This is a genomic window from Streptomyces filamentosus (assembly GCF_014654895.1).
Classification (GTDB): domain Bacteria; phylum Actinomycetota; class Actinomycetes; order Streptomycetales; family Streptomycetaceae; genus Streptomyces; species Streptomyces filamentosus.
Map to the genome: position 1 here is coordinate 965,930 of NZ_BNBE01000003.1, position 16,447 is coordinate 982,376.

Consider the following 16,447-nt stretch of genomic DNA (forward strand, 5'->3'; position numbering starts at 1 on the left):
GGGCGGGGCGCGGCGGGGCCCGTAAGATCGAAGGGACGCGGCACCTCGTCTCTGCCGCGCACCACCGGCGCCGGCACCTCGTGTCTGCCCGCGCCCCGATGCATGGAGTACCCGTGTCCGAAGTCCGTGTGACCGTCCAGACCGCCTCAGGACCCGAGGAGAGGGCGGTGAGCGCGGGCACCACGGCCGGCGCCCTGTTCGCCGACGACCGCACCGTCATCGCCGCCCGCGTCGCGGGCGAGCTCAAGGACCTCTCGTACGAGCTCGCCGACGGCGACGCCGTCGAGGGCGTCGAGATCTCCTCCGAGGACGGCCTCGACATCCTGCGCCACTCGACCGCGCACGTCATGGCGCAGGCCGTGCAGGAGCTCTTCCCCGAGGCCAAGCTGGGCATCGGCCCGCCGGTCCGGGACGGCTTCTACTACGACTTCGACGTCGAGAAGCCGTTCACGCCCGAGGACCTCAAGGCCATCGAGAAGAAGATGCAGGAGATCCAGAAGCGGGGGCAGAAGTTCGCCCGCCGCGTCGTCTCCGACGAGGCCGCCCGCGAGGAGCTCGCCGACGAGCCGTACAAGCTGGAGCTCATCGGCATCAAGGGCTCGGCGTCGACCGACGACGGCGCGAACGTCGAGGTGGGCGGCGGCGAGCTGACCATCTACGACAACCTCGACGCCAAGACCGGCGAGCTGTGCTGGAAGGACCTCTGCCGCGGTCCCCACCTGCCGACCACCCGGAACATCCCGGCGTTCAAGCTGATGCGCAACGCGGCCGCCTACTGGCGCGGCAGCGAGAAGAACCCGATGCTCCAGCGCATCTACGGCACCGCGTGGCCGTCGAAGGAGGAGCTCAAGGCCCACCTCGACTTCCTCGCCGAGGCCGAGAAGCGCGACCACCGCAAGCTGGGCAACGAGCTCGACCTCTTCTCCATCCCGGACGAGATCGGCTCCGGCCTCGCCGTCTTCCACCCCAAGGGCGGCATCATCCGCCGGGTCATGGAGGACTACTCGCGCAAGCGCCACGAGGAGGAGGGCTACGAGTTCGTCTACTCGCCGCACGCCACCAAGGGCAAGCTGTTCGAGAAGTCGGGCCACCTCGACTGGTACGCCGAGGGCATGTACCCCCCCATGCAGCTCGACGAGGGCGTGGACTACTACCTCAAGCCCATGAACTGCCCGATGCACAACCTGATCTTCGACGCGCGAGGACGCTCCTACCGCGAGCTGCCGCTGCGCCTGTTCGAGTTCGGCACCGTGTACCGGTACGAGAAGTCGGGCGTCGTCCACGGCCTGACCCGGGCCCGCGGCTTCACCCAGGACGACGCGCACATCTACTGCACCCGCGAGCAGATGGCGGAGGAGCTGGACAAGACCCTCACCTTCGTCCTCAACCTGCTCCGCGATTACGGTCTGACCGACTTCTACCTGGAGCTGTCCACCAAGGACCCGGAGAAGTTCGTCGGCTCCGACGAGGTGTGGGAGGAGGCCACCGCGGTCCTCCAGCAGGTCGCCGAGAAGCAGGGCCTGCCGCTCACCCCGGACCCGGGCGGCGCCGCCTTCTACGGCCCGAAGATCTCGGTGCAGGCGCGGGACGCCATCGGCCGCACCTGGCAGATGTCGACCGTGCAGCTCGACTTCAACCTGCCGGAGCGCTTCGACCTGGAGTACACCTCCCCGGACGGCACCAAGCAGCGCCCGGTCATGATCCACCGTGCGCTCTTCGGCTCGATCGAGCGCTTCTTCGCCGTGCTCCTGGAGCACTACGCGGGCGCCATGCCGCCGTGGCTGGCCCCGGTCCAGGCGACCGGCATCCCGATCGGCGACGCGCACGTCGAGTACCTCCAGGAGTTCGCCGCCAAGGCGAAGAAGCAGGGCCTGCGCGTGGAGGTCGACTCCTCCTCGGACCGGATGCAGAAGAAGATCCGCAACGCGCAGAAGCAGAAGGTCCCCTTCATGGTCATCGCGGGCGACGAGGACATGGCCGCCGGCGCCGTCTCCTTCCGCTACCGTGACGGCTCGCAGGAGAACGGCATCCCCGTCGACGAGGCGATCGCCAAGCTCGCCAAGGTCGTCGAGGACCGCGTCCAGGTCTGACGGCCGCAGCGCCCTCAGGAGGCCCCCGGGGAATCCCCCCGGGGGCCTTCCCCGTCCCGGTGGCCGCCCGCCGGCTTCTCGTCCTCCCGGGTGAACGCCTGGATCAGCCACGAGGAGAAGGAACCCGTCACCGCGCCGAGCAGGGCCAGGCCGCAGGCCATCAGGCCGACGGCGACGACCCGGCCGACGGGGGTCACCGGGGCCACGTCGCCGTAGCCGACCGTCGCCAGGGTGGCGCAGGCCCACCAGACCGAGTCGCCGAAGGTGACGATCGTGGCGCCGGGGGCGTCGGCCTCGTGGTGGTAGACGGTGAGGGCGGCGGCGAAGCCGAGCAGGGAGACGGAGAGCCCGGAGTAGACCATGACCCGGGCGTAGAGGCTGAGCCGCGGCTGGTCGCGGCGCCGCTGGACCCGGTCGTAGAGGGTCACCATCCGGACCGGGCGCAGCAGCGGCAGGACCAGGACGACCGTGTCCATGAGGTGGGTGCGGACGAAGCGGAGCGGGCGCAGGCCGCTGAGCCGGAGGCGTACCGCGTAGTCGGTGACGAAGACCGCCCAGGAGCCGAGGACGACGCCGACGCAGAGGTCCACCCCGAGCCGCGGGAGGTGGTCGCGGGCGAGGACCCGGACCGCGTACCCGGCGAGGTAGGCGACGGAGGCCACGGCGAGCGGCAGCTCCATGCGTCGGTCCCAGCGTTCCTGGCGGGGCGGTTTCGGGGGCCTTTCGCTCATCGGATCAGGATCACCCGGGGCGGCTTCCCGCGCCCCGCCGACACGTTCCGAACGGGCGACGCAATATGCTGCACAGCATGACGACTGAGCCGGAGCAGCAGATCGGAGTGGGGGCGCCGGACGCGTTCCAGCGCCTGTGGACACCCCACCGGATGGCGTACATCCAGGGGGAGAACAAGCCGACCGGACCGGGGGCCGACGACGGCTGTCCGTTCTGCTCGATCCCGGCGAAATCGGACGAGGACGGGCTGGTGATCGCCCGCGGCGAGAGCGTGTACGCGGTCCTCAACCTCTACCCGTACAACGGTGGCCACCTGATGGTCGTCCCGTACCGGCACGTCGCCGACTACACGGACCTGGACGCGGCGGAGACCGCCGAGCTGGGTGACTTCACCAAGCGGGCGATGATCGCCCTGCGGGCGGCGTCGGGCGCGCACGGCTTCAACATCGGCATGAACCAGGGCGCCGTCGCGGGCGCCGGGATCGCCGCCCACCTGCACCAGCACGTGGTGCCGCGCTGGGGCGGGGACACCAACTTCATGCCGGTCGTCGGCCACACCAAGGTGCTGCCGCAGCTCCTGGCAGACACCCGGAAGATGCTGGCCGACGCCTGGCCGGCCACCCTCTGACCGCTGCTCCCGTCCCCCCTCCGTCTCTTCCCGCCGTACGGCCCCGGGGCGCCCGCCCCGGGGCCGTACGGCGTCACGCGTCGTAGACGTCGGCCTTCTTCGGGCCGGGCTCCTGCACGTTCCCCCCGAGGACGAGGGAGCGGTTGGTGAAGCGCTCGGTGTCGACGTTGTGCTCGTCGAGGAAGCGGATGGTCGCCGTGTGGACGGCGCGCAGCACGGGCGTGGCCATGCGGATGGCGTCGTCGGCCATGAAGCGGTTCTTCCACAGCGGGCCCGCCCACACGTGCCGGAGGCCGAAGGGCTCGGGCAGGCTCATCTTGCCGCCGAGGAACTCCAGGACCGGCGGGTACCAGGTGAGCGGGGCGCGGACGGCGAGCCGGACGATGTCGTCGGTGCCGAGCAGCGGCTGCGGGATCTCCTTCGTCTCCCAGAAGCGGACGGTCTTGGAGACCTCCTTGGTCTTCGCCTTGGGCTTGGTGGTGAAGAGGCCGTGCACGGGGCCGAGGGCGTGGCCGGTGACCTCGATGCGCAGGGTGTGGTGGAGGGAGGTGACGGTCACCATCATGGTGAGGACCACGTTGCCGTCCCAGAGCGTGAACTGGACGCCCAGGTAGTGGCGGTTGCCGGCGTCGAACTGCTGCTCGTTGCAGATCCGCTGTATCTCGTGCGGCTTGACCTGGTAGTGCACGATGTTGTCGCCCTCGGGGCGGCTGACCTCGTCCGCGCCCTCGCCGACCGGGGAGACGATCCAGTGCTTGACGGTCGGCTTGGGGAAGCCGGTCTTCAGCGCGCCGCGCTCCAGCAGGGTGAGCTGGTCGTGGATCTTGCGGACCAGGTCCCAGGCGCGGAAGTCGTGGATCTCGCGGCCGGCCGCGGGGACCAGCTCCTCGGCGAGGGTCCAGCTGCCCCAGCGGGGGCCGAGGCCGAGGATGCCCTTGGGGCCGGCGTAGAAGACCACGTTGGACTGCTGCTCGGCGGAGAGCTTCTCCAGGTTGAGCCGCAGCTCCTCCGCGGACTTCTGGCCCGGGTCGCTGGGGACCGACTTGGGGACGTGGGCGCTGACCCCGCCGCCGCTGAGCAGTCCGGTCCAGCGCTCGCGGAGGTCCACGGCGGCCTTGAGGCAGACCCGGCTCGCGAGCATCCAGCCGGCGACCGGGGCGACGATCATCGCCCGCAGGTAGTTGGGCAGCAGGCCGTCGAAGGGGAGCTTGAGCAGGACGAGGAGGGCGAACAGGCCCGCCGCGAACAGCAGGGCGGTGCCGATGGCGCTGGTCCGCTTGTTCTGGGAGCCGGCGGCCGTGCGGCGCAGGTGGATCACGCCGAGCCAGAGCAGCAGGCCGGGCAGGAAGAGCACCCCGCAGAAGAAGGTGATCAGGGTGAGCTTGATGTCGCGCTGCCGCCGGATGTGGGTGGCGGCCAGGCAGTGCTCCACGATCGGCTGCGGCTCGGCGCCGAAGGACTGGATGAGGGCCTTGCGGCCGCCGCCGAGCATGCGGACCTGCACGGCCCGGGAGAACGCCTCGCCGAGGTCGGGGCGGAAGAGCTTCTCCCACTTCCCCTTCTTCACCCCGGTCTTGTAGTACTCGTTGTCGGCTTCCTGGATGGTCTCCAGGGGGCTGTCCCGGTACGCGGCCGAGGCCAGCGCGTTCGTCGCCCCGGTCATCCCGCTGCCGCCCTGGAGCGGGATCTGTGCCCCCGGTCCGAAACCGTCGATCGCCACTTCCGCCCCCATCACCGCGATTACCTGTGCGGGCTGTTCCCGACTGCCGCGCCCCGCACACCTTCCGAGCTGGGCACCACAGCGTAACCGGGCGGCGTGGTATGCGTCACCGGCTGTGGACAACCCCGGCCGGAAGCTGTGGACAAGGCTGACCGGAACCCGTCCGCCCGGTGCGGCCCGGACGGGCGGGAAGAGCCGGCGCCGCGTCAACTAGGAAGCCCTCGGGTCCTGTTCGCGCAGCCGCTCGGCGATCTGAGGGGGCATCGGCTCGTGCCGGGCGTAGCTGCGGTCGAAGCGGCCCGTACCGTGCGAGACGGACCGCAGGTCGACCGCGTACCGCCCGATCTCGACCTCCGGGACCTCGGCCCGCACGACCGTGCGGCCCGGCCCGGCCCCGTCGGTGCCGACGACCCGTCCGCGCCGGCCGGAGAGGTCGCTCATCACCGCGCCGACGTACTCGTCGGGCACCAGCACCCGCACCTCGGCGACCGGCTCCAGGAGGTGCACCGGGGCCTCCGCGGCCGCCTCCCGCAGGGCGAGCGCCCCGGCCGTCTGGAAGGCGGCGTCCGAGGAGTCGACCGAGTGGGCCTTGCCGTCCCTGAGAGTGACCCGGACGTCCACCAGCGGGTGCCCGGCGGCCACCCCGCGGGCCGCCTGGGCCCGTACGCCCTTCTCCACGGAGGCGATGAACGGCCGGGGGACCGCGCCGCCCACCACCTTGTCCACGAACTCGATGCCGCTGCCCGGCGGCAGCGGCTCGACGTCGATCTCGCAGATCGCGAACTGGCCGTGCCCGCCGGACTGTTTGACGTGCCGTCCGCGGCCCGAGGCGGGCGCCCCGAAGGTCTCGCGCAGCGGCACCCGGTACGGCACGGAGTCCACCCGCACCCCGTGGCGGCCGCGCAGCCGCTCCAGGACGACGTCCTGGTGGGCCTCGCCCAGGCACCACAGCACCACCTGCCCGGTGTCCTGGTTCTGTTCGAGGCGGAGGGTCGGGTCCTCGGCGACCAGCTTGGCCAGCCCCTGCGAGAGCCGGTCCTCGTCGGCCTTGGAGTGCGCCTCGACGGCGAGCGGCAGCAGCGGCTCGGGCATGGTCCACGCCTCGATGAGCAGCGGGTCGTCCGGGGCGGAGAGGGTGTCGCCGGTCTCCGCGCGGGCGAGCCGGGCCACGCACGCCAGGTCCCCGGCGACGCAGTGCGCCATCGGCCGCTGCTGCTTGCCGAAGGGCGAGGTGAGGGCGCCGACCCGCTCGTCGGCGTCGTGGTCCTCGTGCCCCCGGTCGGCCAGGCCGTGTCCCGAGACGTGCACGGTCAGGTCGGGGCGCAGGGTGCCGGAGAAGACCCGCACCAGGGAGATCCGGCCCTGGTAGGGATCGGCGGTGGTCTTCACGACCTCGGCGGCCAGCGGCCCGTCCGGGTCGCAGACGAGCGGGGGCCGGGGCTCGCCGGAGGGGGTGGTGACGGCGCGCGGCGCGTGTTCCGACGGGTCGGGGAAGCCGCGGGTGATCAGCTCCAGGAGCTCGACGGTCCCGAGGCCCTGGCTCCCGCCGTCGGCGGCGGGGGCGGCGGCCAGCACCGGGTGGAAACCGCCCCGGGCGACCGCCTTCTCCAGGTCGCCGGTCAGGGTCTCGGCGTCGATCTCCTCGCCGCCGAGATAGCGGTCCATCAGGGTCTCGTCCTCGCTCTCGGCGATGATCCCCTCGATGAGCCGGGCCCGCGCCGCGGCGAGGCGCTCCCGGTCGGCCCCGTCGGGCGGCAGCTCGCGCCGTACGCCCGTGGAGTAGTCGAGCACCCGCCCCGTCAGGAGGCCGGTGAGACCGGTCGCGGGGGCGTGTCCGTCGGACCCCTCGGGGCCGAGCACGGGCAGATAGAGGGGGAGGACGGCGTCGGGGTCGTCCCCGCCGAAGAGCCCCGCGCAGACCTCGGTCAGCTCGGCGAAGCCGGTACGGGCCGTGTCGAGGTGCGTGACGACGAGCGCGCGGGGCATCCCGACGGCCGCGCACTCCTCCCAGACCGCCCGGGTGGAGGCGGCGACCGCGTCCGCCTCCTGGGCCGCCGAGACGACGAAGAGGGCCGCGTCCGCCGCGCGCAGACCGGCCCTCAGCTCCCCGACGAAGTCGGCGTACCCGGGGGTGTCGAGCAGATTGATCTTGAAGCCCCGCCACTCGACCGGCACGAGGGAGAGCTGGACGGAGCGGTGCCGGCGGTGCTCGATCTCGTCGTGGTCCGAGACGGTCGCGCCGTCCTCGACCCGCCCCGGCCGGACCAGTGCCCCCGCCGTCTGGGCCAGTGCCTCCACGAGGGTCGTCTTGCCCGAACCGCTGTGGCCGACCAGCACCACGTTCCGTATCTCCGAGGGCCGGTCGGCCGTCGGTGCCCTGCCGGCGGCTCCGGCGGGGGTGTGCGCCTTGTCGCCCATGGTGGTCCTCCCGGCGATGGGACGGTGAGGGTGCGCGGGCGCGGGGGAGCGGCTTCGCGGTGCGGCTCCGGCGGAGCCCGCGGTGCTCCTTCGAGCTTTGCACCGCCACGGGGACCCGTCCAACCGCCACCGGGACGCGTCCATACGTCGTACTCCGGGGCGCCCCCAGGGGGACGCCGACGCGACGGGGCGGGTGCGCTCCCGTGCGCCGCCACGCGCGTGGCTACGATGGGTGAGCCGGTGGTCATGGGACCGCGCGGCCCGCCGAAACCTCGGGAAGGCCATGCTGAACAAGTACGCGCGTGCGTTTTTTACGCGTGTCCTCACACCGTTCGCCGCGTTTCTGCTCCGCCGGGGGGTCAGCCCCGACGCCGTGACGCTGATCGGCACGGCGGGAGTGGTCGCCGGGGCGCTGGTCTTCTTCCCCCGGGGCGAGTTCTTCTGGGGCACGATCGTCATCACCCTCTTCGTCTTCTCCGACCTCGTCGACGGCAACATGGCCCGGCAGGCCGGGATCTCCAGCCGCTGGGGCGCCTTCCTCGACTCGACCCTCGACCGGGTCGCCGACGGGGCGATCTTCGGAGGCTTCGCCCTCTGGTACGCGGGCAAGGGCGACGACAACGTCCTGTGCGCGGTGGCGATCTTCTGTCTGGCGAGCGGCCAGGTCGTCTCGTACACCAAGGCGCGTGGCGAATCGATTGGCCTGCCCGTCGCGGTGAACGGCCTGATCGAGCGGGCCGAGCGCCTGGTGATCTCGCTGGTCGCCGCCGGCCTCGCCGGACTGCACGCCTTCGGCGTGCCCGGGGTCGACGTGCTGCTGCCCGTCGCGCTGTGGATCGTGGCCGTCGGATCGGCCGTGACCCTGGGCCAGCGGGTCGTGACGGTACGCAGGGAATCCGCGGAGGCGGACGCCGCCGCGGCCGGGGGAAGCGGAGCGGCGACGTGAGCTGCATCGGGGAGAAGACGACGTGAGCGGCATCGGGGAGAAGCTGTCGGGCGGGCTGTACGGGCTCGGCTGGGCGACGGTCAAGAAGCTGCCGGAACCGGTGGCGAAGGCCCTCGGCCGGAAGATCGCCGACATCGCGTGGAAGAAGCGCGGCAAGGGCGTGCTGCGCCTGGAGTCCAACCTCGCGCGCGTGGTGCCCGACGCCACGCCCGAGCGGCTCGCCGAACTGTCGAAGGCCGGCATGCGCTCGTACATGCGCTACTGGATGGAGTCCTTCCGGCTCCCCGCCTGGAGCCGCGAACGGGCCGCCGGCAGCTTCCAGATCAAGGGCGAGGACGTCCTGAAGGACGCCATAGCGTCCGACCGGGGCGTGATCCTCGCCCTGCCCCACATGGCCAACTGGGACCTGGCGGGGGTGTGGGTCACCCGCGCCCTCGGCACGCCCTTCACCACCGTCGCCGAGCGGCTCAAGCCCGAGTCGCTGTACGACCGCTTCGTCGCCTACCGCGAGTCCCTCGGCATGGAGGTGCTGCCGCACACCGGCGGCGCCGCCTTCGGCACCCTCGCGCGCCGGCTGCGCGCCGGCGGCCTGGTCTGCCTCGTCGCCGACCGGGACCTGTCCGCCTCGGGCGTCGAGGTCTCCTTCTTCGGGGAGGCCGCCCGGATGCCCGCGGGACCGGCCATGCTCGCCCTCCAGACCGGCGCGCTCCTGCTGCCGGTGACCCTCTGGTACGACGACACCGACGTCATGAAGGGGGAGGTGCACGCGCCCGTGGAGGTGCCCGGGTCAGGCACCCGGGCCGAGAGGACGTCCCTCATGACACAAGCCCTCGCCGACGCCTTCGCCGGGGGCATCGCGGACCACCCGGAGGACTGGCACATGCTCCAGCGCCTGTGGCTGGCCGACCTGGAGGAGCGCACACCGTGAAGATCGGGATCGTCTGCCCGTACTCCTGGGACGTACCGGGCGGCGTCCAGTTCCACATCCGCGACCTCGCCGAGCACCTGATCCGGCTCGGCCACGAGGTCTCCGTCCTGGCCCCCGCCGACGACGAGACCCCGCTGCCGCCGTACGTGGTCTCCGCCGGCCGCGCCGTCCCCGTGTCGTACAACGGCTCCGTGGCCCGGCTCAGCTTCGGCTTCCTGTCCGCCGCGCGCGTGCGGCGCTGGCTGCACGACGGCACCTTCGACGTCGTCCACATCCACGAGCCGACCTCGCCCTCGCTGGGGCTGCTCACCTGCTGGGCGGCGCAGGGGCCGATCGTGGCCACCTTCCACACCTCGAACCCGCGCTCGCGGGCGATGATCGCCGCGTACCCGATCCTCCAGCCGGCCCTGGAGAAGATCAGCGCCCGCATCGCGGTGAGCGAGTACGCGCGCCGGACGCTGGTGGAGCACCTCGGCGGCGACGCCGTCCTCATCCCCAACGGGGTCGACGTCGACTTCTTCGCCGGCGCCGAACCGAAGGCGGAGTGGCAGGGCGGGACGCTGGGCTTCATCGGCCGCATCGACGAGCCCCGCAAGGGCCTGCCGGTCCTGATGAGGGCCCTGCCCCGGATCCTCGCCGAACGGCCGGACACCCGGCTCCTCGTCGCCGGGCGCGGCGACGAGGAGGAGGCGGTGGCCTCCCTGCCGCCCGAGATGCGCTCCCGGGTGGAGTTCCTCGGCATGGTCAGCGACGAGGACAAGGCGCGGCTGCTGCGCAGCGTCGACGTGTACGTGGCGCCCAACACCGGCGGCGAGTCCTTCGGCATCATCCTCGTCGAGGCGCTGTCGGCCGGCGCGCCGGTCCTCGCCTCCGACCTGGACGCCTTCGCCCAGGTCCTCGACCAGGGCGCGGCGGGCGAACTCTTCGCCAACGAGGACGCGGACGCCCTGGCCGACGCGGCGATCCGCCTGCTCGGCGACGAGGCCCGCCGCGCCGAGCTGAGCGCCCGCGGCTCCGCCCACGTCCGCCGCTTCGACTGGTCCACGGTCGGCGCCGACATCCTGGCGGTCTACGAGACGGTCACGGACGGGGCCGCCGCCGTCGACACGGACGAGAAGACGGGCGGCCTCCGGGCCCGCCTGGGGCTGTAGGACCCGTCGTCCCTGTGCCCGGGCTTTCCGGGCCCGGGCCCGCACCCGGTGCGCGAGGCACTTGGGGTGCGGGCCCAGGCCCGGAAGCGGAGGCACCCGCGAAGGGTGCCGTTCCGTCGTGCCCACCCGTTCCGACCCGGCGGAGCGCCCGCCCGCGACGGGACGGCGGCGGCACCGCCCAGCACCGGCGGAGCGCCCGCCCGCGACGGGACGGCGGCGGCACCGCCCAGCACCGGCGGAGCGCCCGCCCGCGACGGGACGGCGGCGGCAGCGCCGCGCCCCGTCCCGTTCGCCCGCGACCGCGCCCTTCGGGAGGGCGCCTCCCCCCGCCCGGGTAGCCTGTGCGCCCGTGACCGAAACCCTGATCTGGACCGTCGTCGCGCTGATCCTCATCGGCGTCTACCTCAGCTGGACTGCCGGACGGCTCGACCGGCTGCACACCCGCATCGACGCCGCCCGCGCCGCGCTCGACGCCCAGCTGCTGCGGCGGGCCTCGGTCACCCAGGAGCTGGCCACCTCCGGCGTCCTCGACCCGGCCGCCTCGATCGTCCTGTACGAGGCCGCCCACGCGGCCCGGCAGGCCGAGGAGGACCACCGGGAGGTCGCGGAGAGCGAGCTGAGCCAGGCCCTGCGCGCGGTCTTCGGCGAACCGGAGCAGGTGGAGCTCGTACGGGAGGCGCCCGGCGGCGAGGAGGCCGCGGGGGAGCTCGCCGCCGCCGTCCGCCGCGTACCGATGGCCCGCCGCTTCCACAACGACGCCGTCCGCGCGGCACGCGCCCTGCGCCGGCACCGCAAGGTCCGCTGGTTCCGGCTCGCGGGCCACGCGCCCTTCCCGATGGCCTTCGAAATGGACGACGAACCCCCGGTGGCCCTGGCGGATCGCCCGTCCTGACGGACTGTGGCCTCGGATTCCGTCGAAAAGGATCCACGTCCTGCGCATTGGCCCTTGATGTGGACCGCTCGCGGATTGTTTCCTCGCTCTAGTCGTCAACGTCCCGTTGAACCCGTGTCACGAGTGAGGTTCCCGTGTCCAGCTCCACCACCCCCCAGTCCCCCGAGACCGGCACCGCCCGCGTGAAGCGCGGCATGGCCGAGCAGCTCAAGGGCGGCGTGATCATGGACGTGGTCAACGCCGAGCAGGCGAAGATCGCCGAGGACGCCGGCGCCGTCGCCGTCATGGCCCTGGAGCGGGTCCCCGCGGACATCCGCAAGGACGGCGGCGTGGCCCGGATGTCCGACCCGAACATGATCGAGGAGATCATCGGCGCGGTCTCCATCCCCGTGATGGCCAAGTCCCGCATCGGCCACTTCGTCGAGGCCCAGGTCCTCCAGTCCCTCGGCGTCGACTACATCGACGAGTCCGAGGTCCTCACCCCGGCCGACGAGGTCAACCACTCCGACAAGTGGGCCTTCACCACCCCCTTCGTCTGTGGCGCCACCAACCTGGGCGAGGCCCTGCGCCGCATCGCCGAGGGCGCGGCCATGATCCGCTCCAAGGGCGAGGCCGGCACCGGCAACGTCGTCGAGGCCGTCCGCCACCTGCGCCAGATCAAGAACGAGATCGCCAAGCTGCGCGGCTTCGACAACAACGAGCTCTTCGCCGCCGCCAAGGAGCTGCGCGCCCCGTACGAGCTCGTCAAGGAGGTCGCCGAGCTCGGGAAGCTCCCCGTCGTCCTCTTCTCCGCCGGTGGCGTCGCCACCCCCGCCGACGCCGCGCTGATGCGCCAGCTCGGTGCCGAGGGCGTCTTCGTCGGCTCCGGCATCTTCAAGTCCGGCGACCCGGCCAAGCGCGCCGCCGCCATCGTGAAGGCCACCACCTTCTACGACGACCCGAAGGTCATCGCGGACGCCTCCCGCAACCTCGGCGAGGCCATGGTCGGCATCAACTGCGACACCCTCCCCGAGTCCGAGCGCTACGCCAACCGGGGCTGGTAAGCACCGATGAGCAGCACCCCCGTGATCGGTGTCCTGGCCCTCCAGGGCGACGTCCGGGAGCACCTGATCGCCCTGGCCGCGGCGGACGCCGTGGCCAGGCCGGTCCGGCGCCCCGAAGAGCTCGCCGAGGTCGACGGCCTGGTCCTCCCCGGCGGCGAGTCCACCACCATCTCCAAGCTGGCCGTCCTCTTCGGCCTCATGGAGCCGGTCCGCGAGCGGATCGCCGCGGGCATGCCGGTGTACGGCACCTGCGCCGGCCTGATCATGCTCGCCGACAAGATCCTCGACCCGCGCTCGGGCCAGGAGACCTTCGGCGGCATCGACATGATCGTCCGCCGCAACGCCTTCGGACGGCAGAACGAGTCCTTCGAGGCCGGAGTCACCGTCGAGGGAATAGCCACCCCCGTCGAGGGCGTCTTCATCCGCGCCCCCTGGGTGGAGTCCGTCGGCGCCGGGGTCGAGGTGCTCGCCGAGCACGAGGGCCACATCGTCGCCGTGCGCCAGGGCAAGGTCCTCGCGACCTCCTTCCACCCCGAGCTCACCGGCGACCACCGCATCCACGAGCTCTTCGTGGACATGGTGCGCGCGGAACGGTGACGTGATCCCGGTAGGATCTCTGGGGTTCGTTCAAGAAGTGGGTTACGCGAAGGAGACAGGCAGATGTCCGGCCACTCTAAATGGGCTACGACGAAGCACAAGAAGGCCGTGATCGATGCCAAGCGCGGCAAGCTCTTCGCGAAGCTGATCAAGAACATCGAGGTCGCGGCCCGCACCGGCGGCGCCGACCTCGACGGCAACCCGACCCTCTTCGACGCCGTCCAGAAGGCGAAGAAGCAGTCGGTCCCGAACAAGAACATCGACTCCGCGCTCAAGCGCGGTGCGGGTCTCGAGGCCGGCGGCGCCGACTACGAGACGATCATGTACGAGGGCTACGGCCCGAACGGCGTCGCCGTGCTCATCGAGTGCCTCACCGACAACCGCAACCGCGCGGCCTCGGACGTGCGCGTCGCCATGACCCGCAACGGCGGCTCGATGGCCGACCCGGGCTCCGTCTCGTACCTGTTCAACCGCAAGGGCGTCGTCGTGCTCCCCAAGGGCGAGCGGACCGAGGACGACGTCCTGGAGGTCGTGCTCGACGCGGGCGCCGAGGAGGTCAACGACCTCGGCGAGTCCTTCGAGGTCATCAGCGAGGCCACCGACCTGGTCGCGGTCCGCACCGCCCTCCAGGAGGCCGGCTTCGACTACGACTCGGCCGAGTCCAGCTTCGTCCCGACCATGCAGGTCGAGCTCGACGAAGAGGGCGCGCGCAAGATCTTCAAGCTGATCGACGCGCTGGAGGACAGCGACGACGTGCAGAACGTCTTCGCCAACTTCGACGTCAGCGACGAGGTCATGGCGAAGGTCGACGCCTGAGCGGCACCTTCTCGGCAGCGGGCCGGCGGGGACACACCCCCGCCGGCCCGCTGCGTTGTCAGTGGCAGCCGATAGCCTGCACGAATAGCTGATCGAAGGGAGGGGCGGCGTGCGCGTCCTGGGGGTGGACCCGGGTCTCACCCGGTGCGGTGTCGGTGTCGTCGAGGGCGTCGCCGGCCGGCCGCTGACCATGCTCGGCGTCGGCGTGGTGCGCACCCCGGCGGACGCCGACATCGGCGTCCGGCTGGTCGGCATCGAGCGCGGCATCGAGGAGTGGATCGAGCGCTTCCAGCCCGAACTGGTCGCCGTGGAGCGGGTGTTCAGCCAGCACAACGTCCGGACGGTGATGGGCACCGCCCAGGCCAGTGCCGTCGCCATGCTCTGCGCCTCCCGGCGCGGCATCCCCGTCGCCCTGCACACCCCCAGCGAGGTCAAGGCCGCCGTCACCGGCTCCGGCCGCGCCGACAAGGCCCAGGTCGGCGCCATGGTCACCCGGCTGCTGCGGCTCTCCGCCCCGCCCAAGCCCGCCGACGCCGCCGACGCGCTCGCCCTGGCCATCTGCCACATCTGGCGGGCCCCCGCCCAGACCCGCCTCCAGCAGGCCGTCGCCCTGCACACCTCGAAAGGCCGCACGCCATGATCGCCTTCGTCAGCGGCCCGGTCGCCGCCCTCGCCCCCACCACCGCCGTCGTCGAGGTCGGCGGCGTCGGCATGGCCGTCCACTGCACCCCGAACACCATCGCCGGCCTCCGCGTCGGCGAGCACGCCCGGCTCGCCACCTCCCTCGTCGTCCGGGAGGACTCGCTCACCCTGTACGGCTTCGCCGACGACGACGAGCGCCAGGTCTTCGAGCTGCTCCAGACCGCCAGCGGCGTCGGCCCCCGGCTGGCCCAGGCCATGCTCGGCGTCCACAGCCCCGACGCGCTGCGCCTCGCGGTCTCCACCGGCGACGAGAAGGCGCTCACCGCCGTGCCCGGCATCGGCAAGAAGGGCGCCCAGAAGCTGCTCCTGGAGCTGAAGGACAAGCTCGGCAGCCCGCTCGGCAGCAGCGGTCTCGTCGGCCAGCAGCGCGCCGTCGCCGCGGGCCCCGCTCCCTGGACCGAGCAGCTCGCCGCCGCCCTCGTCGGCCTCGGCTACGCGAGCCGCGAGGCCGAGGAGGCCGTCGCCGCCGTCACCCCGCAGGCCGAGGCCGCGCTCGCCGAGACCGGCTCCGCCCCCGTGCCCCAGCTGCTGCGCGCCGCCCTCCAGACGCTCAACCGAGCCCGCTGACCGCCCGCAGCCCCTCCCGTACGAAGGAAGACACCACCGTGAACTGGGACGACGAGACGGCATCCGCCCCCGAGGAGCGGATCGTCGGCGCCGCCGCCGAGGGCGACGACCAGGCCGTCGAGGCGGCCCTGCGCCCCAAGGACCTCGGCGAGTTCATCGGCCAGGAGAAGGTCCGCCAGCAGCTCGACCTCGTCCTCAAGGCCGCCCGCCAGCGCGGCGCCACCGCCGACCACGTGCTGCTCTCCGGCGCCCCCGGCCTCGGCAAGACCACCCTGTCGATGATCATCGCCGCGGAGATGAACGCACCGATCAGGATCACCTCGGGCCCCGCCATCCAGCACGCCGGAGACCTCGCCGCGATCCTCTCCTCCCTCCAGGAGGGCGAGATCCTCTTCCTCGACGAGATCCACCGCATGTCCCGGCCCGCCGAGGAGATGCTCTACATGGCGATGGAGGACTTCCGCGTCGACGTCATCGTCGGCAAGGGCCCCGGTGCCACCGCCATCCCCCTCGACCTGCCGCCCTTCACCCTGGTCGGCGCCACCACCCGGGCCGGTCTGCTGCCGCCCCCGCTGCGCGACCGCTTCGGCTTCACCGCCCACATGGAGTTCTACGAGCCGCACGAGCTGGAGCGGGTCGTGGTCCGCTCGGCCGGCCTCCTCGACGTGGCCATCGACCCGGCCGGCGCCGCCGAGATCGCCGGCCGCTCCCGGGGCACCCCCCGCATCGCCAACCGCCTGCTGCGCCGCGTCCGCGACTACGCCCAGGTGAAGGCCGACGGAGTGATCACCCGCGAGATCGCCGGCGCCGCCCTCGGCGTGTACGAGGTGGACAGCCGCGGCCTCGACCGCCTCGACCGGGCCGTCCTGGAGGCCCTGCTGAAGCTCTTCGGCGGCGGCCCCGTCGGCCTGTCCACCCTCGCCGTCGCCGTGGGGGAGGAGCGCGAGACCGTCGAGGAGGTCGCCGAGCCCTTCCTCGTACGGGAGGGACTGCTGGCCCGCACCCCGCGCGGCCGGGTCGCCACGCCGGCGGCCTGGACCCACCTCGGACTGGTTCCGCCGCAGGCAGCGGGCCCGGCGGGCGGCTCCGGAGGGGCGGGATCCGGACAACAGGGGCTCTTCGGCTCCTGAGGCCCCTGTGACGGGTGGGTGACGGCGCGGAGTCTCGCCCGACGAGGAACCACGGTGCCATGCTGGGCGTTGTTCCATCGATGCGGA

General features: G+C 72.4%; 15 protein-coding genes. 12 read left to right on the forward strand and 3 right to left on the reverse strand.

The annotated features are described in order from the left end of the window. Positions 1-113: 113 nt before the first annotated feature. Positions 114-2,090 carry a threonine--tRNA ligase gene (thrS, locus tag IE326_RS31865; protein ID WP_150227284.1) on the forward strand — a complete coding sequence of 659 codons (1,977 nt, stop codon included), beginning with the start codon at positions 114-116 and terminating at the stop codon, positions 2,088-2,090. A gap of 14 nt (positions 2,091-2,104) precedes the next feature. On the opposite strand, the gene IE326_RS31870 is transcribed toward thrS, so the two are convergent. Further along, positions 2,105-2,821, reverse strand: coding sequence for a potassium channel family protein (locus IE326_RS31870; RefSeq protein WP_190043990.1), 717 nt, complete (start codon positions 2,819-2,821; stop codon positions 2,105-2,107). A gap of 65 nt (positions 2,822-2,886) precedes the next feature. Here IE326_RS31870 and IE326_RS31875 point away from each other — a divergent pair, with 65 nt between their 5' ends. Further along, entirely contained in the window at positions 2,887-3,450 is a 564-nt protein-coding gene (locus IE326_RS31875; protein ID WP_150227282.1) for an HIT family protein, read from the forward strand. A gap of 73 nt (positions 3,451-3,523) precedes the next feature. On the opposite strand, the gene IE326_RS31880 is transcribed toward IE326_RS31875, so the two are convergent. Then, the gene (locus IE326_RS31880; RefSeq protein WP_190043991.1) at positions 3,524-5,182 is read right to left on the reverse strand and encodes an AbeC-like domain-containing protein; all 1,659 of its coding nucleotides are present in this window, start codon (positions 5,180-5,182) and stop codon (positions 3,524-3,526) included. A gap of 198 nt (positions 5,183-5,380) precedes the next feature. Further along, positions 5,381-7,588 (reverse strand): elongation factor G-like protein EF-G2, encoded by a 2,208-nt coding sequence (locus tag IE326_RS31885; protein WP_190043992.1) that lies wholly within the window; start codon positions 7,586-7,588, stop codon positions 5,381-5,383. Positions 7,589-7,871: 283 nt separating this feature from the next. On the opposite strand from IE326_RS31885, the gene pgsA reads away from it, so the two are divergent. From pgsA to ruvB, 10 genes are all read left to right on the forward strand, one after another. Further along, positions 7,872-8,534 (forward strand): phosphatidylinositol phosphate synthase, encoded by a 663-nt coding sequence (gene pgsA / locus IE326_RS31890; protein WP_150227279.1) that lies wholly within the window; start codon positions 7,872-7,874, stop codon positions 8,532-8,534. Positions 8,535-8,565: 31 nt separating this feature from the next. After that, positions 8,566-9,462 carry a phosphatidylinositol mannoside acyltransferase gene (locus tag IE326_RS31895; protein ID WP_373310356.1) on the forward strand — a complete coding sequence of 299 codons (897 nt, stop codon included), beginning with the start codon at positions 8,566-8,568 and terminating at the stop codon, positions 9,460-9,462. Then, entirely contained in the window at positions 9,459-10,613 is a 1,155-nt protein-coding gene (locus tag IE326_RS31900) for a glycosyltransferase family 4 protein (RefSeq protein WP_150227277.1), read from the forward strand. The genes IE326_RS31895 and IE326_RS31900 overlap by 4 nt, the downstream gene beginning before the upstream one ends. A 349-nt stretch (positions 10,614-10,962) precedes the next feature. Further along, positions 10,963-11,505 carry a hypothetical protein gene (locus IE326_RS31905; RefSeq protein WP_030745424.1) on the forward strand — a complete coding sequence of 181 codons (543 nt, stop codon included), beginning with the start codon at positions 10,963-10,965 and terminating at the stop codon, positions 11,503-11,505. Positions 11,506-11,639: 134 nt separating this feature from the next. Continuing rightward, positions 11,640-12,548 carry a pyridoxal 5'-phosphate synthase lyase subunit PdxS gene (gene pdxS / locus IE326_RS31910; RefSeq protein ID WP_030745427.1) on the forward strand — a complete coding sequence of 303 codons (909 nt, stop codon included), beginning with the start codon at positions 11,640-11,642 and terminating at the stop codon, positions 12,546-12,548. 6 nt (positions 12,549-12,554) lie between these two features. Further along, positions 12,555-13,145, forward strand: a complete 591-nt coding sequence (gene pdxT, locus IE326_RS31915; protein ID WP_030745430.1) for a pyridoxal 5'-phosphate synthase glutaminase subunit PdxT — start codon at positions 12,555-12,557, stop codon at positions 13,143-13,145. Positions 13,146-13,208: 63 nt separating this feature from the next. Then, positions 13,209-13,961, forward strand: a complete 753-nt coding sequence (locus IE326_RS31920) for a YebC/PmpR family DNA-binding transcriptional regulator (RefSeq protein WP_030745432.1) — start codon at positions 13,209-13,211, stop codon at positions 13,959-13,961. A gap of 109 nt (positions 13,962-14,070) precedes the next feature. After that, on the forward strand, positions 14,071-14,601 hold the full coding sequence (gene ruvC, locus IE326_RS31925) for a crossover junction endodeoxyribonuclease RuvC (RefSeq protein ID WP_190043993.1): 531 nt from the start codon (positions 14,071-14,073) through the stop codon (positions 14,599-14,601). Beyond that, positions 14,598-15,230, forward strand: a complete 633-nt coding sequence (gene ruvA / locus IE326_RS31930) for a Holliday junction branch migration protein RuvA (protein WP_030745438.1) — start codon at positions 14,598-14,600, stop codon at positions 15,228-15,230. Before ruvC ends, ruvA begins: the two co-directional genes overlap by 4 nt. 38 nt (positions 15,231-15,268) lie before the next feature. Then, positions 15,269-16,360 carry a Holliday junction branch migration DNA helicase RuvB gene (ruvB, locus tag IE326_RS31935; RefSeq protein ID WP_150227275.1) on the forward strand — a complete coding sequence of 364 codons (1,092 nt, stop codon included), beginning with the start codon at positions 15,269-15,271 and terminating at the stop codon, positions 16,358-16,360. Positions 16,361-16,447: the final 87 nt, after the last annotated feature.